At 59.9% G+C, this 16,335-nt stretch carries 15 protein-coding genes; 10 read left to right on the top strand and 5 right to left on the bottom strand.

Going from position 1 to position 16,335, the window contains the following annotated elements; translation table 11 throughout:
- Window positions 1-11 precede the first annotated feature (11 nt).
- From ACA075_RS27980 to fdhA, 5 genes are all read left to right on the top strand, one after another.
- Window positions 12-341: a sarcosine oxidase subunit delta gene (locus ACA075_RS27980; protein WP_480418592.1), complete on the top strand. Its 330-nt coding sequence runs from the start codon at window positions 12-14 to the stop codon at window positions 339-341.
- The gene (locus ACA075_RS27975) at window positions 338-3,355 is read left to right on the top strand and encodes a sarcosine oxidase subunit alpha (RefSeq protein WP_497296382.1); all 3,018 of its coding nucleotides are present in this window, start codon (window positions 338-340) and stop codon (window positions 3,353-3,355) included. Before ACA075_RS27980 ends, ACA075_RS27975 begins: the two co-directional genes overlap by 4 nt.
- 136 nt (window positions 3,356-3,491) lie before the next feature.
- Window positions 3,492-4,124: a sarcosine oxidase subunit gamma gene (locus ACA075_RS27970; RefSeq protein WP_497296381.1), complete on the top strand. Its 633-nt coding sequence runs from the start codon at window positions 3,492-3,494 to the stop codon at window positions 4,122-4,124.
- 193 nt (window positions 4,125-4,317) lie between these two features.
- Window positions 4,318-5,175: a formyltetrahydrofolate deformylase gene (purU, locus tag ACA075_RS27965; protein WP_497296380.1), complete on the top strand. Its 858-nt coding sequence runs from the start codon at window positions 4,318-4,320 to the stop codon at window positions 5,173-5,175.
- Between the two features lie 206 nt (window positions 5,176-5,381).
- Entirely contained in the window at window positions 5,382-6,581 is a 1,200-nt protein-coding gene (gene fdhA, locus ACA075_RS27960) for a formaldehyde dehydrogenase, glutathione-independent (RefSeq protein ID WP_007947729.1), read from the top strand.
- Window positions 6,582-6,626: 45 nt separating this feature from the next.
- Here fdhA and ACA075_RS27955 read toward each other — a convergent pair whose 3' ends face one another.
- Complete coding sequence (locus ACA075_RS27955) at window positions 6,627-7,010, bottom strand: hypothetical protein (protein ID WP_497296379.1); 384 nt, start codon at window positions 7,008-7,010, stop codon at window positions 6,627-6,629.
- A gap of 434 nt (window positions 7,011-7,444) precedes the next feature.
- Window positions 7,445-7,657 carry a cold-shock protein gene (locus tag ACA075_RS27950; RefSeq protein WP_497296378.1) on the bottom strand — a complete coding sequence of 71 codons (213 nt, stop codon included), beginning with the start codon at window positions 7,655-7,657 and terminating at the stop codon, window positions 7,445-7,447.
- Between the two features lie 329 nt (window positions 7,658-7,986).
- On the opposite strand from ACA075_RS27950, the gene ACA075_RS27945 reads away from it, so the two are divergent.
- On the top strand, window positions 7,987-8,544 hold the full coding sequence (locus ACA075_RS27945; RefSeq protein WP_094470293.1) for a DUF2780 domain-containing protein: 558 nt from the start codon (window positions 7,987-7,989) through the stop codon (window positions 8,542-8,544).
- Window position 8,545: 1 nt separating this feature from the next.
- Here the strand turns inward: ACA075_RS27945 and yihG are convergent, their stop codons facing one another.
- The gene (yihG, locus tag ACA075_RS27940; protein WP_497296377.1) at window positions 8,546-9,433 is read right to left on the bottom strand and encodes a 1-acylglycerol-3-phosphate O-acyltransferase, YihG family; all 888 of its coding nucleotides are present in this window, start codon (window positions 9,431-9,433) and stop codon (window positions 8,546-8,548) included.
- Between the two features lie 338 nt (window positions 9,434-9,771).
- Here yihG and rloA2 point away from each other — a divergent pair, with 338 nt between their 5' ends.
- The 4 genes from rloA2 (at window position 9,772) to creD (ending at window position 13,982) form a co-directional block, all read left to right on the top strand.
- On the top strand, window positions 9,772-10,278 hold the full coding sequence (gene rloA2, locus ACA075_RS27935) for a retropepsin-like aspartic peptidase RloA2 (RefSeq protein ID WP_176457736.1): 507 nt from the start codon (window positions 9,772-9,774) through the stop codon (window positions 10,276-10,278).
- A 59-nt stretch (window positions 10,279-10,337) separates the two neighbouring features.
- Window positions 10,338-11,018: a two-component system response regulator CreB gene (gene creB, locus ACA075_RS27930; protein ID WP_497296376.1), complete on the top strand. Its 681-nt coding sequence runs from the start codon at window positions 10,338-10,340 to the stop codon at window positions 11,016-11,018.
- The gene (gene creC, locus ACA075_RS27925; RefSeq protein ID WP_497296375.1) at window positions 11,018-12,436 is read left to right on the top strand and encodes a two-component system sensor histidine kinase CreC; all 1,419 of its coding nucleotides are present in this window, start codon (window positions 11,018-11,020) and stop codon (window positions 12,434-12,436) included. Before creB ends, creC begins: the two co-directional genes overlap by 1 nt.
- A 175-nt stretch (window positions 12,437-12,611) precedes the next feature.
- The gene (gene creD / locus ACA075_RS27920) at window positions 12,612-13,982 is read left to right on the top strand and encodes a cell envelope integrity protein CreD (RefSeq protein ID WP_497296374.1); all 1,371 of its coding nucleotides are present in this window, start codon (window positions 12,612-12,614) and stop codon (window positions 13,980-13,982) included.
- 210 nt (window positions 13,983-14,192) lie between these two features.
- On the opposite strand, the gene ACA075_RS27915 is transcribed toward creD, so the two are convergent.
- Both ACA075_RS27915 and ACA075_RS27910 read right to left on the bottom strand, forming a co-directional pair.
- Complete coding sequence (locus ACA075_RS27915) at window positions 14,193-14,822, bottom strand: glutathione S-transferase (protein ID WP_497296373.1); 630 nt, start codon at window positions 14,820-14,822, stop codon at window positions 14,193-14,195.
- Window positions 14,823-15,005: 183 nt separating this feature from the next.
- Complete coding sequence (locus ACA075_RS27910) at window positions 15,006-16,301, bottom strand: MFS transporter (protein WP_497296372.1); 1,296 nt, start codon at window positions 16,299-16,301, stop codon at window positions 15,006-15,008.
- Between the last annotated feature and the right edge of the window lie 34 nt (window positions 16,302-16,335).

Raw genomic sequence — 16,335 nt, 5'->3', positions numbered from 1 at the left:
GAGAAATCCCCATGTTGCATATCTTCTGTCCTCACTGCGGCGAACTGCGCTCCGAAGAGGAATTCCACGCATCCGGCCAGGCGCACATCCCGCGTCCACTGGATCCGAACACCTGCACCGACGAGGAGTGGGGCGACTACATGTTCTTCCGCGATAACCCTCGCGGTCTGCACCACGAGCTGTGGGATCACGTCGCCGGTTGCCGTCAGTACTTCAACGCCACCCGCGACACCGTGACCTACGAGATTCTCGAGACCTACAAGATCGGCACCAAGCCGCAGTTCACCGACAAGACCGATAGCCCGAAAGCGGCCACGACGGCTCTGGGAGAGAAGGTATGAGCCAGATCAATCGCCTGTCCAACGGCGGACGGATCGACCGCAACAAAGTGCTGAGCTTCACGTTCAACGGCCAGGTCTACAAAGGCTTCGAAGGCGACTCGCTGGCCGCTGCCCTGCTGGCCAACGGTGTCGACATTATCGGTCGCAGCTTCAAGTATTCCCGTCCACGCGGCATCTTCGCTGCCGGTGCCGAAGAGCCGAACGCCGTGCTGCAGATCGGCGCGACCGAAGCCACCCAGATTCCGAACGTGCGCGCCACGCAACAAGCGCTGTATCAAGGTCTGGTCGCCACCAGCACCAACGGCTGGCCGAGCGTGAACAACGACATGATGGGGATTCTCGGCAAGGTCGGCGGCAAGCTGATGCCGCCGGGCTTCTACTACAAAACCTTCATGTACCCGCAATCGTTCTGGATGACTTACGAGAAGTACATTCGTAAGGCCGCCGGCCTTGGCCGCTCGCCGACCGAGAACGATCCGGACACCTACGACTACATGAACCAGCACTGCGACGTGCTGATCGTCGGCGGTGGCCCTGCTGGCCTGGCCGCTGCGTTGGCAGCTGCGCGCAGCGGTGCTCGTGTAATTCTCGCCGATGAGCAGGAAGAGTTCGGCGGCAGCCTGCTCGACTCCCGCGAAAGCCTCGACGGCAAGCCAGCGGCCGAGTGGGTCGCCAGCGTCATCGCCGAACTGAAAGACACCCCGGACGTGCTGCTGTTGCCGCGCGCCACGGTCAACGGTTACCACGACCATAACTTCCTGACCATTCACGAACGCCTGACCGATCACCTCGGCGACCGCGCCCCGATTGGCCAGGTGCGTCAGCGCATCCACCGGGTTCGCGCCAAGCGTGTGGTGCTGGCGACCGGCGCTCACGAGCGTCCACTGGTCTACGGCAACAACGACGTGCCGGGCAACATGCTCGCTGGCGCTGTGTCGACTTACGTTCGCCGTTACGGCGTAGCACCGGGCAAAAAACTGGTGCTGTCGACCAACAACGATCACGCCTACCGCGTAGCGCTGGATTGGCTCGACGCCAGCCTGCAAGTCGTGGCCATTGCCGATGCCCGCAGCAATCCGCGCGGTGCGCTGGTTGAAGAGGCACGCGCCAAAGGCATCCGCATCCTGACCGGCAGCGCCGTGATCGAGGCCCGTGGCAGCAAGCACGTGACCGCCGCTCGCGTTGCCGCGATCGATGTCAAAGCACACGCCGTGACCAGTCCTGGCGAATGGCTCGATTGCGATTTGATCGCCAGTTCCGGCGGTTACAGCCCGGTAGTCCACTTGGCTTCGCACCTGGGTGGCAAGCCGACCTGGCGTGAAGACATCCTCGGTTTCGTACCGGGCGAAGCACCGCAGAAACGCGTGTGCGTCGGTGGCATCAACGGCGTTTATGGTCTCGGCGATTCCCTGGCCGATGGTTTTGAAGGCGGCGCTCGCGCCGCCAGCGAAGCCGGTTTCAGTGTGGTCGAAGGCACATTGCCGAAAGCCCTGAGCCGTCTCGAAGAACCGACGCTGGCGCTGTTCCAGGTGCCGCACGAAAAAGGCACCTCACGCGGACCGAAGCAGTTCGTCGACCTGCAAAACGACGTCACCGCCGCCGCCATCGAACTGGCGACCCGCGAAGGCTTCGAGTCGGTCGAACACGTCAAACGCTACACCGCACTGGGCTTCGGCACTGACCAAGGCAAGCTCGGCAACGTCAACGGCCTGGCCATCGCCGCCCGTTCGCTGAACGTGACCATCCCGCAGATGGGCACCACCATGTTCCGCCCGAACTACACGCCGGTAACCTTCGGCGCCGTGGCCGGCCGTCACTGTGGGCACATCTTCGAACCTGTGCGTCACACCGCGCTGCATCACTGGCACGTGAAAAACGGCGCCGAGTTTGAAGACGTCGGTCAGTGGAAGCGTCCTTGGTACTTCCCGAAAAACGGTGAAGACATTCATGCTGCCGTGAAACGCGAATGCAAAGCCGTGCGCGACAGCGTCGGCCTGCTGGACGCTTCGACCCTGGGCAAGATCGACATCCAGGGCCCGGACTCCCGTGAGTTCCTGAACCGCATCTACACCAACGCCTGGACCAAGCTCGACGTGGGCAAGGCCCGTTACGGCCTGATGTGCAAAGAAGATGGCATGGTGTTCGACGACGGCGTAACCGCTTGTCTGGCCGACAACCACTTCGTGATGACCACCACCACCGGCGGCGCTGCGCGCGTGCTGCAATGGCTGGAAATCTACCACCAGACCGAATGGCCAGACCTGAAGGTGTACTTCACCTCCGTGACGGATCACTGGGCAACCATGACCCTGTCCGGGCCGAACAGCCGCAAGCTGCTCAGCGAAGTGACCGACGCCGATCTGAGCAACGAAGCGTTCCCGTTCATGACCTGGAAAGAAGCGCTGGTCGGCGGTGTGCCGGCGCGGATTTTCCGGATTTCGTTTACCGGTGAGCTGTCGTACGAAGTCAACGTGCAAGCCGACTATGCGATGGGCGTTCTCGAGAAAATCGTCGAGGCCGGCAAGCAGTACAACCTGACCCCGTACGGCACCGAAACCATGCACATCCTGCGGGCCGAGAAGGGCTTCATCATCGTCGGTCAAGACACCGACGGCTCGATGACCCCGGACGACCTGAACATGGGCTGGTGTGTCGGTCGCACCAAACCGTTCTCGTGGATCGGCCAGCGTGGCATGAACCGCGAAGACTGCGTGCGTGATCAGCGCAAACAGCTGGTGGGCCTGAAGCCGATTGATCCGACCAAATGGCTGCCGGAAGGCGCGCAACTGGTGTTCAACACCAAGCAGACGATTCCGATGACGATGGTCGGTCACGTCACTTCCAGCTACCTGCACAACTCCCTCGGTTATTCGTTTGCCATGGGCGTAGTGAAGGGCGGTTTGAAGCGCATCGGTGAGCGGGTGTTCGCACCGCTGGCGGATGGCAGCGTGATCGAGGCGGAAATCGTTTCTTCGGTGTTCTTCGATCCGAAAGGGGATCGCCAGAACGTTTGATGCCTCGAGATCTGTGGGCGGGCTGCCAATCGCTAGCAGGGCTAGCTCCCACAGTTGAATGTGGGAGCTAGCCCTGCTGGCGATGACGGCAGTGCAGCCACCACAAGAACCAACAGAATTCAGGAACAGGTGCTTTATGACCGCAGCCAATGTTTACCAACAACGCCCAACCACTGGGGCCAAGGCCGAGTCGTCGCTGCATCATGCCGACCTCGCCAGCCTGGTGGGCAAGGGCCGCAAAAGCGCCGGCGTGATCGTGCGTGAGAAAAAACTCCTCGGCCACCTGACCATCCGTGGCGATGGCCACGATGCGGCCTTCGCCGCAGGCGTGCACAAGGCCCTCGGCATCGAGCTGCCGGCTGCGTTGACCGTCGTCGTCAAAGGCGAAACCAGCCTGCAATGGATGGGGCCGGATGAGTGGCTGCTGATCGTGCCGACCGGTGAAGAATTCGCCGCCGAGCAAAAACTGCGTGAAGCGCTGGGCGATCTGCACATCGCGATCACCAACGTCAGCGGCGGCCAGCAGCTCCTCGAACTGAGCGGCCCGAACGTGCGCCAAGTGCTGATGAAATCCACCAGCTACGACGTGCACCCCAACAGCTTCCCGGTGGGCAAGGCCGTCGGCACCGTGTTTGCCAAGTCGCAACTGGTGATCCGCCACACCGCCGAAGACACTTGGGAACTGCTGATCCGTCGCAGCTTCTCGGATTACTGGTGGTTGTGGTTGCAGGATGCGGCCGCCGAATACGGCTTGAGCGTTCAGGCTTGATGGACCACTGAGGTCCCTGTAGCAGCTGCCGAAGGCTGCGTTCGGCGACGAAGTCGTCGTGAAACCTGCGGCAGCGTTCTTTCAGATTGATCAGGGATTCAGGGTTGACGACGGCTTCGCCGCCGAACGCAGCCTTCGGCAGCTGCTACACAAAGCGGCGTTGCTGCTACTTTCGAACAGGAGTCACCGCACTATGAGCCGCGCCCCAGACACATGGATTCTGACCGCCGACTGCCCCAGCGTCCTCGGCACCGTGGACGCGGTGACCCGCTTTCTGTTCGAGCAGGGCTGCTACGTCACCGAGCACCATTCCTTCGATGACCGGCTCTCGGGCCGTTTCTTCATTCGCGTGGAGTTCCGCCAGCCCGACGGCTTCGATGAGCAAGCCTTCCGCGCTGGATTGGCGGAACGCGGCCAGGCCTTCGGCATGGTCTTCGAGCTGACCGAGCCGAACTACCGGCCAAAAGTGGTGATCATGGTCTCCAAGGCCGATCACTGCCTCAACGACTTGCTCTATCGCCAGCGCATCGGCCAATTGTCGATGGACGTGGCCGCCGTGGTGTCCAACCACCCAGACCTCAAGCCGTTGGCCGACTGGCACCAGATTCCGTACTACCACTTCCCGCTGGACCCAAACGACAAGCCGACGCAAGAGCGTCAGGTGTGGCAGGTGATCGAAGAGTCCGGCGCCGAACTGGTGATCCTTGCCCGCTACATGCAAGTCCTGTCGCCCGAGCTGTGCCGCAAGCTCGACGGCAAGGCGATCAACATCCATCACTCCCTGCTGCCGGGTTTCAAGGGCGCCAAGCCTTATCACCAGGCCTATAACAAGGGCGTGAAACTGGTCGGCGCCACGGCGCACTACATCAACAACGACCTGGACGAAGGCCCGATCATCGCCCAGGGCGTAGAGGCCGTGGACCACAGTCATTACCCCGAGGACCTGATTGCCAAAGGCCGGGATATCGAAGGGCTGACCTTGGCGCGGGCCGTGGGTTATCACATTGAAAGACGAGTGTTCCTCAACGCCAATCGCACCGTCGTTCTTTAGATCGCTATCGCCAGCAGGCTGGCTCCCACAGGGTTTTGTGTCGTTCACATATCCTGAGTTCAACCTGGTTCACTGTGGGAGCCAGCCTGCTGGCGATGAGGCCATCACAGACAACACAAGACACACAGGCAACAACCAGAGCAATCAACGCGCCGCCGCTGTCAGGCGACGCGACCGCTACATAAAAACAACAGCGAGGTGAAAGCATGTCTGGCAATCGTGGTGTGGTGTATCTCGGCAATGGCAAAGTCGAAATACAGAAAATCGACTATCCGAAAATGCAGGACCCGCGTGGCAGGAAGATTAACCACGCCGTCATCCTGCGTGTGGTTTCCACCAACATCTGTGGTTCCGACCAGCACATGGTGCGCGGCCGTACCACCGCTCAGACCGGCCTGGTACTGGGCCACGAGATCACCGGCGAAGTCATCGAGAAGGGCAGTGACGTCGAAAACCTGCAGATCGGCGACCTGGTATCCGTGCCTTTCAACGTGGCTTGCGGGCGCTGCCGTTCCTGCAAAGAGATGCACACCGGTGTCTGCCTGAGTGTTAACCCGGCGCGTCCGGGCGGTGCTTATGGTTATGTCGACATGGGCGACTGGACCGGCGGCCAGGCTGAATACGCGATGGTGCCATATGCCGATTTCAACCTGCTGAAACTGCCTGATCGCGATCGCGCGATGGAAAAAATCCGCGACCTGACCTGCCTCTCCGACATCCTGCCGACCGGTTACCACGGCGCAGTCACCGCCGGCGTAGGCCCGGGCAGCACCGTGTACATCGCTGGCGCCGGCCCTGTCGGTCTGGCCGCTGCTGCTTCCGCTCGCCTATTGGGCGCGGCCGTGGTGATCATCGGTGACGTCAACACCGTCCGCCTGGCGCACGCCAAGGCTCAGGGTTTCGAAATCGCCGACCTGTCCCTGGACACCCCGCTGCACGAACAAATCGCTGCACTGCTGGGCGAGCCAGAAGTGGATTGCGCCGTCGACGCCGTAGGCTTCGAAGCGCGCGGCCACGGCCATGACGGCGTGAAACACGAGGCTCCGGCCACCGTGCTCAACTCGCTGATGGGCGTGGTTCGTGTGGCCGGCAAAATCGGCATCCCGGGCTTGTACGTGACCGAAGATCCAGGTGCCGTCGATGCCGCCGCAAAAATGGGCAGCCTGAGCATCCGCTTCGGCCTGGGCTGGGCCAAATCCCACAGCTTCCACACCGGCCAGACGCCCGTGATGAAGTACAACCGCCAGCTGATGCAGGCGATCATGTGGGACCGCATTCATATCGCCGACATCGTTGGTGTGGAAGTCATCAGCCTGGATGACGCACCACGTGGGTATGGCGAGTTCGATGCGGGTGTGCCGAAGAAGTTTGTGATTGATCCGCACAAACTGTTCAGCGCGGCGTAAGCGTTACGCAAGACGGGAGAAGGGCGACAGTGATGTCGCCCTTTTTTATTTATTGCTGATGGAGAATGAGCACTCACTGATGGATTCCGTACAGCGATTCGATTTGTCCCAAGCTCCAGACGCTGCTTTCCAATCGGTCACATTGTCGAGAACCATCGCGATTTTTTTGTAACGACAGCTCATTCGACTAACGGCCATGGGGAGGCCGTCTTCGCCTTCGTCTTTGGTGATATAGGACGCGCTTTCGAAGCTAAAAGAGGGCGCTTCGGGCAGCCAGTATTCACCTTCCCAAATTCGGCCGGATTTGTCTTTTGCTGTAAAAACGTGGCCTGACTGTTTGAAAGTTGACGGCTCAGGACAGTTGTCTGCGTAGGCGAAGCTGCTGATGGCCAGAATCGCAAAGGTGCTCGCAATAATAATTGTGCGCAAAACGTTCTCCTTGTGTGTGTTCAACGTCCATGCTGCACGCAAGTAATGTTGAGTGTTGTGGAGTTGTGGAGTTGTGGAGTTTTGAAGTTGTAGGCGGGTAGGTAAGTGCCGACTGTCAGAGCTAACTCAAGTTAATTGGTTTTTTGCGTCTAACTATTTGAATGTTTGTCGCGTAGTACCGACCGTTATCACCTGGGACGATGTCATACGTTACGGTATCCCCTGCAACTGGGCGTGGGTCCCCGGGGTTGAGGCAAAAAATCAGCAATGAATCATCTGACTCTCTATCAAGGTTTTTTGACGGCGAAGAAGAGTCGCTAATGGCGACGTCATCGCATTTGGCTGGCTGTCTCTCCATCGCGGGATCTCCGATAAAAATGGCCCGCACTGGCAGCGCAGGCCTTATTGATGTTGATTGATTAAACAGTGTCTACTCACTCTTTAAGTACTTCTTCGGCCTGCATTCCTTTTGGCCCTTCTTTTACAATAAAAGTGACCGTCTCACCCTCTTTCAGGGATTTAAAACCATCGATTTTAATTGCTTTGAAATGCACAAAAAGGTCATCGCCGCTCTGTGGAGTGATGAAGCCAAAACCCTTGTCATCGTTGAACCATTTAACTGTACCCTTTACTCTTTTTTCAGTCATGTTGATGCTTCCTAACATATTAAAAAACGAAGAGATGCGAGCGGCTATGCCTCGACTTGTACTCGGTTTTGCGTTGTCACAAATTCAGCTTAAGTCGCTTGTGGAATAGTCACAACTGTCATATCTGACAGGCTTTAATGAAGGTTCGATGTAATAAATAACTTTCTTATACCTATACAGAGCTTAAGTCTTTAATTACTAGGCATTTTGCTTAGTTTCAGCCGAAAAATTGGCAGCGCCAGCAAGGAACAACCCCCCCAAACCCCGGTCAAACCGGCAGTTTTCCCGTCCGCTCTCGGGCGGCTCTCACGGCACAAGAGGATGTCTGGATGAAGATTTCACGCAGTTTTGCACTGGCCTCTCTGATGACCCTCGCGGCCAGCCCGGTCTTCGCCGGTTTCAGCCTGGACGATGTGACCAAAGCGGCCTCGAGCATGCAGGGTGGTAATGCGGCCACTGCCGCCGCACCCACGCAGGAAACCGCCGGGCTGCTCGGCGCGCTGACTTCGCAGTTGAACGTTAAACCTGAGCAAGCCGTCGGTGGCACTGCGGCGATGTTGGGGCTGGCGAAGAATCAGTTGAGCTCGACTGATTACTCGCAACTGGCCAAAAGCGTACCGGGCCTGGACAAGCTGTCAGGCGGCGGTGAACTGGGCGCTCTCGCTGGTTTGCTCGGCTCGTCCGGCAAGTCGGCCGGTCTGGAGAACGCGCTGGGCAATGTGAAGAACACCAGTGACCTGAACAGCGCGTTCGGCGCCCTGGGCATGGACGGCAGCATGGTCGGCCAGTTTGCCCCGGTGCTCCTCAAGTACCTCGGCGATCAGGGCGTGGGCGGTCCGTTGCTGGAAAGCCTGGGCGGGATCTGGGGTGCCGGCACCGGTAGTTGATTCAACGGCGCTCGGCGCGCAAGGCGTCGATGCGTTGATCCTTCTCGATCCAGAGCTGGTTGACCCAGTTCTGGATCGTTTCGCGAAACACCGGATCGTTCTCGTAATCACCCTGCCACAGGGCCGGGTCGAGCTCGCGGGTCTTGATGTCGATGATGACCCTCGGCACGTTGCCGCTGATCAAGTCCCAAAATCCCGGAATTTTCTGCTGCGGATACACCACCGTGACATCGAGCACGGCGTCCAGCTGTTCGCCCATTGCCGCCAGCACAAACGCCACGCCGCCGGCCTTGGGCTTGAGCAAGTGTGTGAACGGTGACTGCTGCTGTGCGCTTTTCGCCACGGTGTATCGGGTGCCTTCCAGGTAATTGACCACGGTCACCCGCTGACGCTTGTACAACTCGCACGCCGCTTTGGTGATGTCCAGGTCCTTGCCGGCCAGCTCGGGATGCCTGGCCAGGAATGCCTTGGTGTAGCGCTTCATGAACGGGTAATCCAAGGCCCACCACGCCAGCCCCAGGAATGGCACCCAGATCAGTTCCTTCTTGAGGAAGAACTTGAAGAACGGCGTGCGGCGGTTGAGTGTCTGGATCAGCGCCGGGATATCGACCCAGGATTGATGGTTGCTGATCACCAGGTACGAGGTGTCGCGGCGCAGGTCATCGCCGCCGCGGATATCCCATTGGGTGGGGATGCACAGGCGAAACATCAGCTTGTCGATTTCGGCCCAGGTTTCGGCGATCCACATCACCGCCCAGGAGGCGTAGTCGCGAAAACGCCCGGGCAGGATCAGTTTGAGCAGGGCAAACACCATCAGCGGCCCGAACAGGACCAGGGTGTTGAGCAACAACAGCAGGGTAACGAAACAGCCGGTGAGCAGGCGGCGCATAAGTAACTCTTGAAAGCCTTTGGGCGCGCCATGATATGCAGCTTCGCGCGGCAGGCCAAATCGGTGGTGACGAATGTTTCACCTTTACCTCGTTATGCTTGCAGCCTGATGAGATCGCCTGTGGCGAGGGAGCTTGCTCCCGCCGGGCTACGAAGCGGCCCCAAAGGCTCCGTGAAGTGGCTTGTCAGGAACATCAGGTTGAATGGATTTACGACGGCTTCGCCGCCGAACGGGAGCAAGCTCCCTCGCCACAAAGGTAGGTGGTCGTCCAACTATCGTTGTTGTTTGCGGTCTAGAATTCGGCCACTGCGCCCCAATTCCCAAAGGATGCCCATTACGTGAAATCCCTCCTTGCACTGCTTTCCCTCGTGGCCCTGCCAGTCCTGGCCGCCGAGCCGACGCTGTACGGGCGTTACGAATACATTGCGCTGCCGGAAATCGGCGGCGAAGTCCTTAAAGCCAAAATGGACACCGGCGCCCTGACGGCATCGCTGTCGGCCAAGGACATCGAAACCTTCACCCGCGACGGCGACGAGTGGGTACGTTTCCGCCTCGCCACCAAAGACGCGAGCAACAAGGTCTACGAACACAAGGTCGCGCGGATCAGCAAGATCAAGACCCGCTCCGAAGAAGACGAGGATGACAAGGAAGCCATCGAGCCCACCAAACGCCCGGTGGTCGATCTGGAGCTGTGCCTGGGCAACGTCAAGCGCACCGTCGAGGTCAACCTCACCGACCGCAGCAGCTTCAACTATCCGCTGTTGATCGGGGCCAAGGCCTTGCGTGAATTCGGCGCAGCGGTGAACCCGGCGCGGCGTTTCACGGCCGACAAACCCGACTGCTGATTGACGGAACGAGAGGCTTGGGGCACCGTTCGCCCACTTAACTGCCGGGCTCGGACGCCATGCCTCAAATCCTGATTGTCGAAGACGAAGCGGCGATTGCCGACACCCTGATATTCGCGCTGCAGGGCGAGGGGTTCACCACGACCTGGTTGAGCCTCGGCGCGGCGGCGCTGGAACATCAGCGCCAGACCCCGGCCGACCTGATCATTCTCGACATCGGCCTGCCGGACATCAGCGGCTTCGAGACCTGCAAGCAACTGCGGCGTTTCAGCGACGTGCCGGTGATCTTCCTCAGTGCGCGTGATGCGGAAATCGACCGCGTCGTGGGCCTGGAAATCGGCGCCGACGACTACGTGGTCAAACCGTTCAGCCCCCGGGAAGTCGCGGCGCGGGTGCGGGCGATTCTCAAGCGGATGGCGCCGCGACCGGTGGCCGAGGCCTCATCGGCGTTGTTTCGTGTCGACAGCGAACGCGTGCAAATCAGCTATCGCAATCAGCCCTTGAGCCTCACCCGGCACGAATTCCGTCTGCTGCAATGCCTGCTGGAACAACCCGAACGCGTCTTCAGTCGCGAGCAATTACTCGATGCGCTGGGCGTGGCCGCCGATGCCGGTTACGAGCGCAGCATCGACAGCCATATTAAAAGCGTGCGCGCCAAGTTGCGTCTGGTGAAGGCCGACGCCGAACCGATCCAGACCCATCGCGGCCTCGGCTACAGTTACAGTCCGGGGCACAGCTGATGCCGTTGGGAATCAGGATCTTCCTGGGCTACGTGCTGTTTATCGGCCTGACCGGTTACTTCGTGCTCAACACCGTGATGGAAGAAATCCGACCCGGCGTGCGCCAGTCCACGGAAGAAACCCTGGTCGACACCGCCAACCTGATGGCCGAGATCCTGCGCGACGATTTCAAGGCCGGCACCCTCAACCAGAACCGCTGGCCCGAACTGCTCAAGGCCTATGGCGAGCGGCAGCCGAAGGCAAGCATCTGGGGCTTGCCGAAGAACCAAGTCAACCACCGCATCTACGTCACTGACGCCAAAGGCACCGTGGTGCTGGACTCCAGTGGCGCAGCGGTGGGGCAGGATTACTCGCGCTGGAACGACGTCTACCTGACGTTGCGCGGTGAATACGGCGCGCGTTCCACCCGCAGCGATCCGAACGATACGAACTCATCAGTGATGCACGTCGGCGCGCCGATTCGCGACAACGGCCGGATCATCGGCGTGGTCACCGTGGCCAAGCCCAACAGTTCGTTGCAGCCTTATGTGGATCGCACTGAACGACGATTGCTCGCCTATGGCGCCGGCCTGATCGGCCTGGGTCTGCTGTTCGGCGCGCTATTGTCGTGGTGGTTGAGCGCGGCTTTGCGACGGTTGACGGCTTATGCGCAGGCAGTGAGTGAAGGGCGGCGCGTCGAGGTGCCGCATTATCGCGGCGGTGAGCTGGAGCAACTGGCGACGGCAGTGGAACAGATGCGAACGCAGCTGGAAGGCAAAGCCTACGTCGAGCGTTATGTGCACACCCTGACCCATGAATTGAAAAGCCCATTGGCGGCGATTCGCGGTGCAGCGGAGTTGCTGCAAGGTGAAATGCCATTGGCTCAGCAGCAGCGTTTCGTCAGCAACATCGACAGCGAAAGTGTGCGGATGCAGCAGTTGATTGAGCGGCTGCTGAACCTGGCCCAGGTTGAACAGCGCCAAGGATTGGAAGAGCGGGTAGCGGTCCCGTTGGCGGGTTTGGTGGATGAATTGCTCGACGCCCAGGCTGCGCGGATCGAAAGCAAGCAGTTGCGTGTGGAACAGCTGATTGCGCCGGATATGACCCTGCATGGCGAGCCGTTCCTGTTGCGTCAGGCGTTGGGGAATCTGCTGGAAAACGCTTTGGATTTCACTGCGCCTCAGGGCTTGCTGCGGTTCAGCGCCGAGAGGGTCGGTGAGCAGATCGAGTTCAAGTTGTTCAACCAGGCCGAAGCGATTCCCGACTATGCGTTGCCGCGTTTGAGCGAGCGTTTCTACTCGCTGCCGCGCCCGGACAGTGGGCGCAAGAGCACCGGGTTGGGGCTTAACTTTGTGGAAGAAGTGGTCAAGTTGCATGGTGGGTCGTTGAGCATCGGCAATGTCGAGGGTGGTGTTGAAGTCAGGTTGCGCTTGGCTTAGGACCGAGTTGCGGCCAATCGCGGGCAGGCTCGCTCCCACAGGAGATTGCGGTCTAATGTAGGAGCGAGCCTGCTCGCGAAGAGGCCCGGCCAGACTCCACACAATCTCCATATTCCCCTCATAAATCCCCCACACACCCATTCCAGACTCTCCCCATCCAAACAGGGAGAGTCCCATGAACCGCAGCCTGACCCTAAAACTCGGGGCAATCGCCCTTCTGATTCTGCTATTGCTGATCCCGTTGCTGATGATCAACGGCATCATCCAGGACCGCCAGCAATTGCGCGACGGCGTGCTCGAAGACATTGCCCGCAGTTCCAGCTACAGCCAGCAACTGAGCGGGCCGCTGATGGTGGTGCCGTATCGCAAAGTGGTGCGCACCTGGAAACTCAACGAGAAAACCAACCAGCGCTACCAGGACATCGGTGAGGAACGCGGTCGTCTGTATTTCCTCCCGGAACGCTTCGAGCTCGACGGGCAGGTGCAGACCGAACTGCGCTCCCGAGGCATTTACGAGGCGCGGCTGTTCCACGCCGACAACCGCATCAGCGGGCATTTCTCGGTCCCGGCGCAACTGGGTATCAAGGAAGACTTCGCCGATTACCAGTTCGATCAGCCGTTTCTGGCGGTCGGTATCAGCGACATTCGCGGCATCGAAAACGCCCTGAAACTCGAACTCAATGACCAGCGTCTGGACTTTGTTCCGGGGACCCAGGTGGGCTGGTTAGGCGAAGGTGTACACGTGACATTGCCAGCGCTGGATGCAAAGCAAACCACGGAATTGACCTTCGGTTTCGACCTGCGGCTGCAAGGCACCGGTCAGTTGCAGATCCTTCCAGTGGGCAAGACCAGCAAGGTGTCGCTGAGCGCCAACTGGCCGCACCCAAGCTTCATCGGCAACTACCTGCCAGCCCAGCGTGAAGTGACCGATCAAGGGTTCACCGCCAACTGGCAGACCTCGTTTTTCTCCACCAACCTGCAAGAAGCGCTGAGCAGTTGTGTGTCCGGCGGAGGTTGCGAGGCGTACAACGGCCGCAGTTTTGGCGTGAGTTTCATCGATCCGGTGGACCAGTACCTGAAGAGCGATCGGGCAATCAAATATGCGCTGCTGTTCATCGTGCTGACCTTCGCCGGCTTCTTCCTCTTCGAAGTGCTGAAAAGCCTGGCGGTGCACCCGGTGCAATATGCATTGGTGGGCGTGGCGCTGGCGTTCTTCTACCTGTTGCTGCTGTCGCTGTCGGAGCACATTGGTTTTGCCCTGGCTTATCTGTTGTCGGCGGGCGGCTGTGTGTTGTTGATCGGCTTCTATGTCTGCCATGTGCTGCGCAGCGTGCGCCACGGCTTGAGCTTTTCGGCGGGGTTGGCGGCGTTGTATGGCTTGCTCTACGGCTTGTTGAGTGCCGAGGATTACGCACTGTTGATGGGCTCGTTGTTGCTGTTCGGCTTGCTCGGCGTGTTCATGGTGCTGACCCGCAAGCTGGATTGGTACGGGATCGGGCAGAAGCCGGCCAAGCCGCTGGCGTTTGATCTTGGAGCGGTGGAATGAGCCGGTCGTTGGGGTTGCGCGAGGATCAGCGGGAAGGGGAGGTGTTGGTGACGCTGATTCACGGGTTGTTTCCGATGGATCCGGTGTGGTGCCATCGCGAGCAGGCTCGCTCCCACAAGGGATCTCCTGTGAACACAAAATTCATGCGCACCAAAGATCAACTGTGGGAGCGAGCCTGCTCGCGATGAGGCCGGTACAGTCGGCGAAGATCTAGAGCTTCGGCATCGTCGCCACCATCGAAGGCCGCTGACTCACCTCGAAATACCAGGCCGCCAACTGCGGATTCGCCTCGCGCCATTGCAGATCCGGATGGCGCAGGTCGAGGTAACCCAACGCGCACGCCACACTGATCGCCGCGACATCGAAATGGCTGGTCAGCTCGGCAATCGCGTCCTTCTCCAACAGCGCCAGCGCGCGACGAATCTTGTCGCGCTGGCCATCGAGCCATTCGTCCCAATGCTTCTCGGGGGCACGGAGGGCCACTTCGTACCGAACCATCACCGAAGCGTCCATGATCCCGTCGGCCAGGGAGGCCAGGGTCAAGCGGCGCCAGCGGGCCGAACCGTCGCGGGGGATCAGCGGGTTGCCGACGTGTTGATGGTCGAGGTAATCGAGGATCACCCGGCTGTCATGAATGACGTTGCCGTCGGCCAGGCGCAGGGCCGGGATCTTGCCCAGCGGGTTGTCTTCGTTGAGCGTCTGGTCCGGGTTCACCGGCGTGAGCACGCAGTCTTGCAACGCCACGCGGTCGGTCTGACCGGTTTCGTGCAACAGCACCATGACTTTGCGAACGAAGGGCGATAACGAATTGTGGAACAGGGTCATGCTGGGGGCGGACATGGCAACGTCTCGGTGTTGGGCAGTGCTGGGCAGCATAGCGCGTTGAAGCGATAGCTCAAGATGACCAACGCACGCAAATCCCTGTGGTAGCGAGCTTGCTCGCGATGAGGTCGTTTACATTCAGCACTCATGTTGAATGTCAGGTCGCCATCGCGAGCAGGCTCGCTCCCACATGGTTCAGGTTCAGGCGGCCGGTTGCAATGCGGCTTGCGAACCCGGGGCAGTCTTTTGTGGCTTCAGCTCACGCGCCACGGTCCAGACGATGAATGCAGCCACGATGTCGAAAATCGCCAGCACCACGAACAGCGGGCTGTAACCGATCTTGGTCACCATCACGCCAAACACCAGAGTGAAGGCCGCAGCGCCCAGGTAACCGAACATCCCGCCCATGCCGGTGGCCGTGGCCACTTCATTCTTGCCGAACGAGTCGGAAGTGATCGCATACAACGCACCGGACAACGTCTGGTGGGCGAAGCCGCCGATGCACAGCAGCGCGATCGCCGTGTAAGGACTGGCCACCAGGCCGATGCAGGCCGGGCCGATCATGCACGAGGCGCCGAACAACAGGACCATTTTGCGCGAGGTGAACAGCGACACTTTGCAATGTTTGTGGAAGAACGGACTCAGGTAACCACCGAGTATGCAGCCGAGGTCGGCGGCCAGAAACGGCAGCCAGGCGAACATCGCGATCTCTTTGATGTTCATGTGGCGTTCGGTCATCAGGTACAGCGGAATCCAGGCATTGAAGGTCTGCCAGGCGGGCTCGGAGAGCATCCGCGCACTGGCGATGGCGTAGAAGTTGCGGCTGCCGATGATCTTCTTCCAGCTGCCCTTTTTCGGGGTCGGGTCTTTGAAGTGGTCTTCCTGGCCGCTGAGGATGTAGTCGCGTTCTTCGTCGCTCAGGCGCTTTTGATCGCGGGGATGTTTGTAGAGCATCAGCCAGAGGAAACTCCAGGCGATGCCCAGCCCCCCGACGATCAGGAACGCCAGTTCCCAGCCACTGTTCAGGATCGCCCAGACCACCAGCGGCGGCGCCAGCAAAGCGCCGATCGACGAGCCGATGTTGAACCAGCCGATCGCTACCGAACGTTCTTTGGCCGGAAACCATTCGGTCGAGGCTTTGACCGCCGCCGGCAAACCGGCTGCTTCCGTCAGGCCCAGCAGGCCCCGGACGAAGGCCAGGCCTTGCCAGCCCGACGCCAGCGCCGCTGCCGCACAGGCAATCGACCAGGCGAAGGCGAAGATGGCGAAGCCCATCTTGGTGCCAATGGCATCGATGATGTAACCGGCCACCGGCTGCATCAGCGCGTAGCAAACCTGCCACGCGACCACGATGTGCGAGTACTGCTCGGTGGAGATGTTCATTTCGCTCATCAGGGTCGGAGCGGCCACTGACAGGGTATTGCGAGCCAGGTAGTTGACCATCAGGCCGGCCGTCACCAGGCCGACCATCCACCAGCGGATGCCTTTGACTTTCATTGCTTCACCATGATTATTTTTGGAGTTTGGTGTC

The organism is Pseudomonas sp. LBUM1663, from assembly GCF_059695905.1.
The sequence above is the reverse complement of the archived record's forward strand: the minus strand, read 5'-3'. Positions and strand labels throughout refer to the sequence as shown.

Bases quoted from the DNA above. Each gene is read 5' to 3' on its own strand.
- ACA075_RS27970 (WP_497296381.1), top strand. From the start codon at position 3,492: ATGACCGCAGCCAATGTTTACCAACAACGCCCAACCACTGGGGCCAAG.
- ACA075_RS27980 (WP_480418592.1), top strand. From the start codon at position 12: ATGTTGCATATCTTCTGTCCTCACTGCGGCGAACTGCGCTCCGAAGAG.
- ACA075_RS27975 (WP_497296382.1), top strand. From the start codon at position 338: ATGAGCCAGATCAATCGCCTGTCCAACGGCGGACGGATCGACCGCAAC.
- fdhA (WP_007947729.1), top strand. From the start codon at position 5,382: ATGTCTGGCAATCGTGGTGTGGTGTATCTCGGCAATGGCAAAGTCGAA.
- creD (WP_497296374.1), top strand. From the start codon at position 12,612: ATGAACCGCAGCCTGACCCTAAAACTCGGGGCAATCGCCCTTCTGATT.
- creC (WP_497296375.1), top strand. From the start codon at position 11,018: ATGCCGTTGGGAATCAGGATCTTCCTGGGCTACGTGCTGTTTATCGGC.
- ACA075_RS27945 (WP_094470293.1), top strand. From the start codon at position 7,987: ATGAAGATTTCACGCAGTTTTGCACTGGCCTCTCTGATGACCCTCGCG.
- ACA075_RS27910 (WP_497296372.1), bottom strand. From the start codon at position 16,301: ATGAAAGTCAAAGGCATCCGCTGGTGGATGGTCGGCCTGGTGACGGCC.
- yihG (WP_497296377.1), bottom strand. From the start codon at position 9,433: ATGCGCCGCCTGCTCACCGGCTGTTTCGTTACCCTGCTGTTGTTGCTC.
- creB (WP_497296376.1), top strand. From the start codon at position 10,338: ATGCCTCAAATCCTGATTGTCGAAGACGAAGCGGCGATTGCCGACACC.
- ACA075_RS27950 (WP_497296378.1), bottom strand. From the start codon at position 7,657: ATGACTGAAAAAAGAGTAAAGGGTACAGTTAAATGGTTCAACGATGAC.
- purU (WP_497296380.1), top strand. From the start codon at position 4,318: ATGAGCCGCGCCCCAGACACATGGATTCTGACCGCCGACTGCCCCAGC.
- ACA075_RS27915 (WP_497296373.1), bottom strand. From the start codon at position 14,822: ATGTCCGCCCCCAGCATGACCCTGTTCCACAATTCGTTATCGCCCTTC.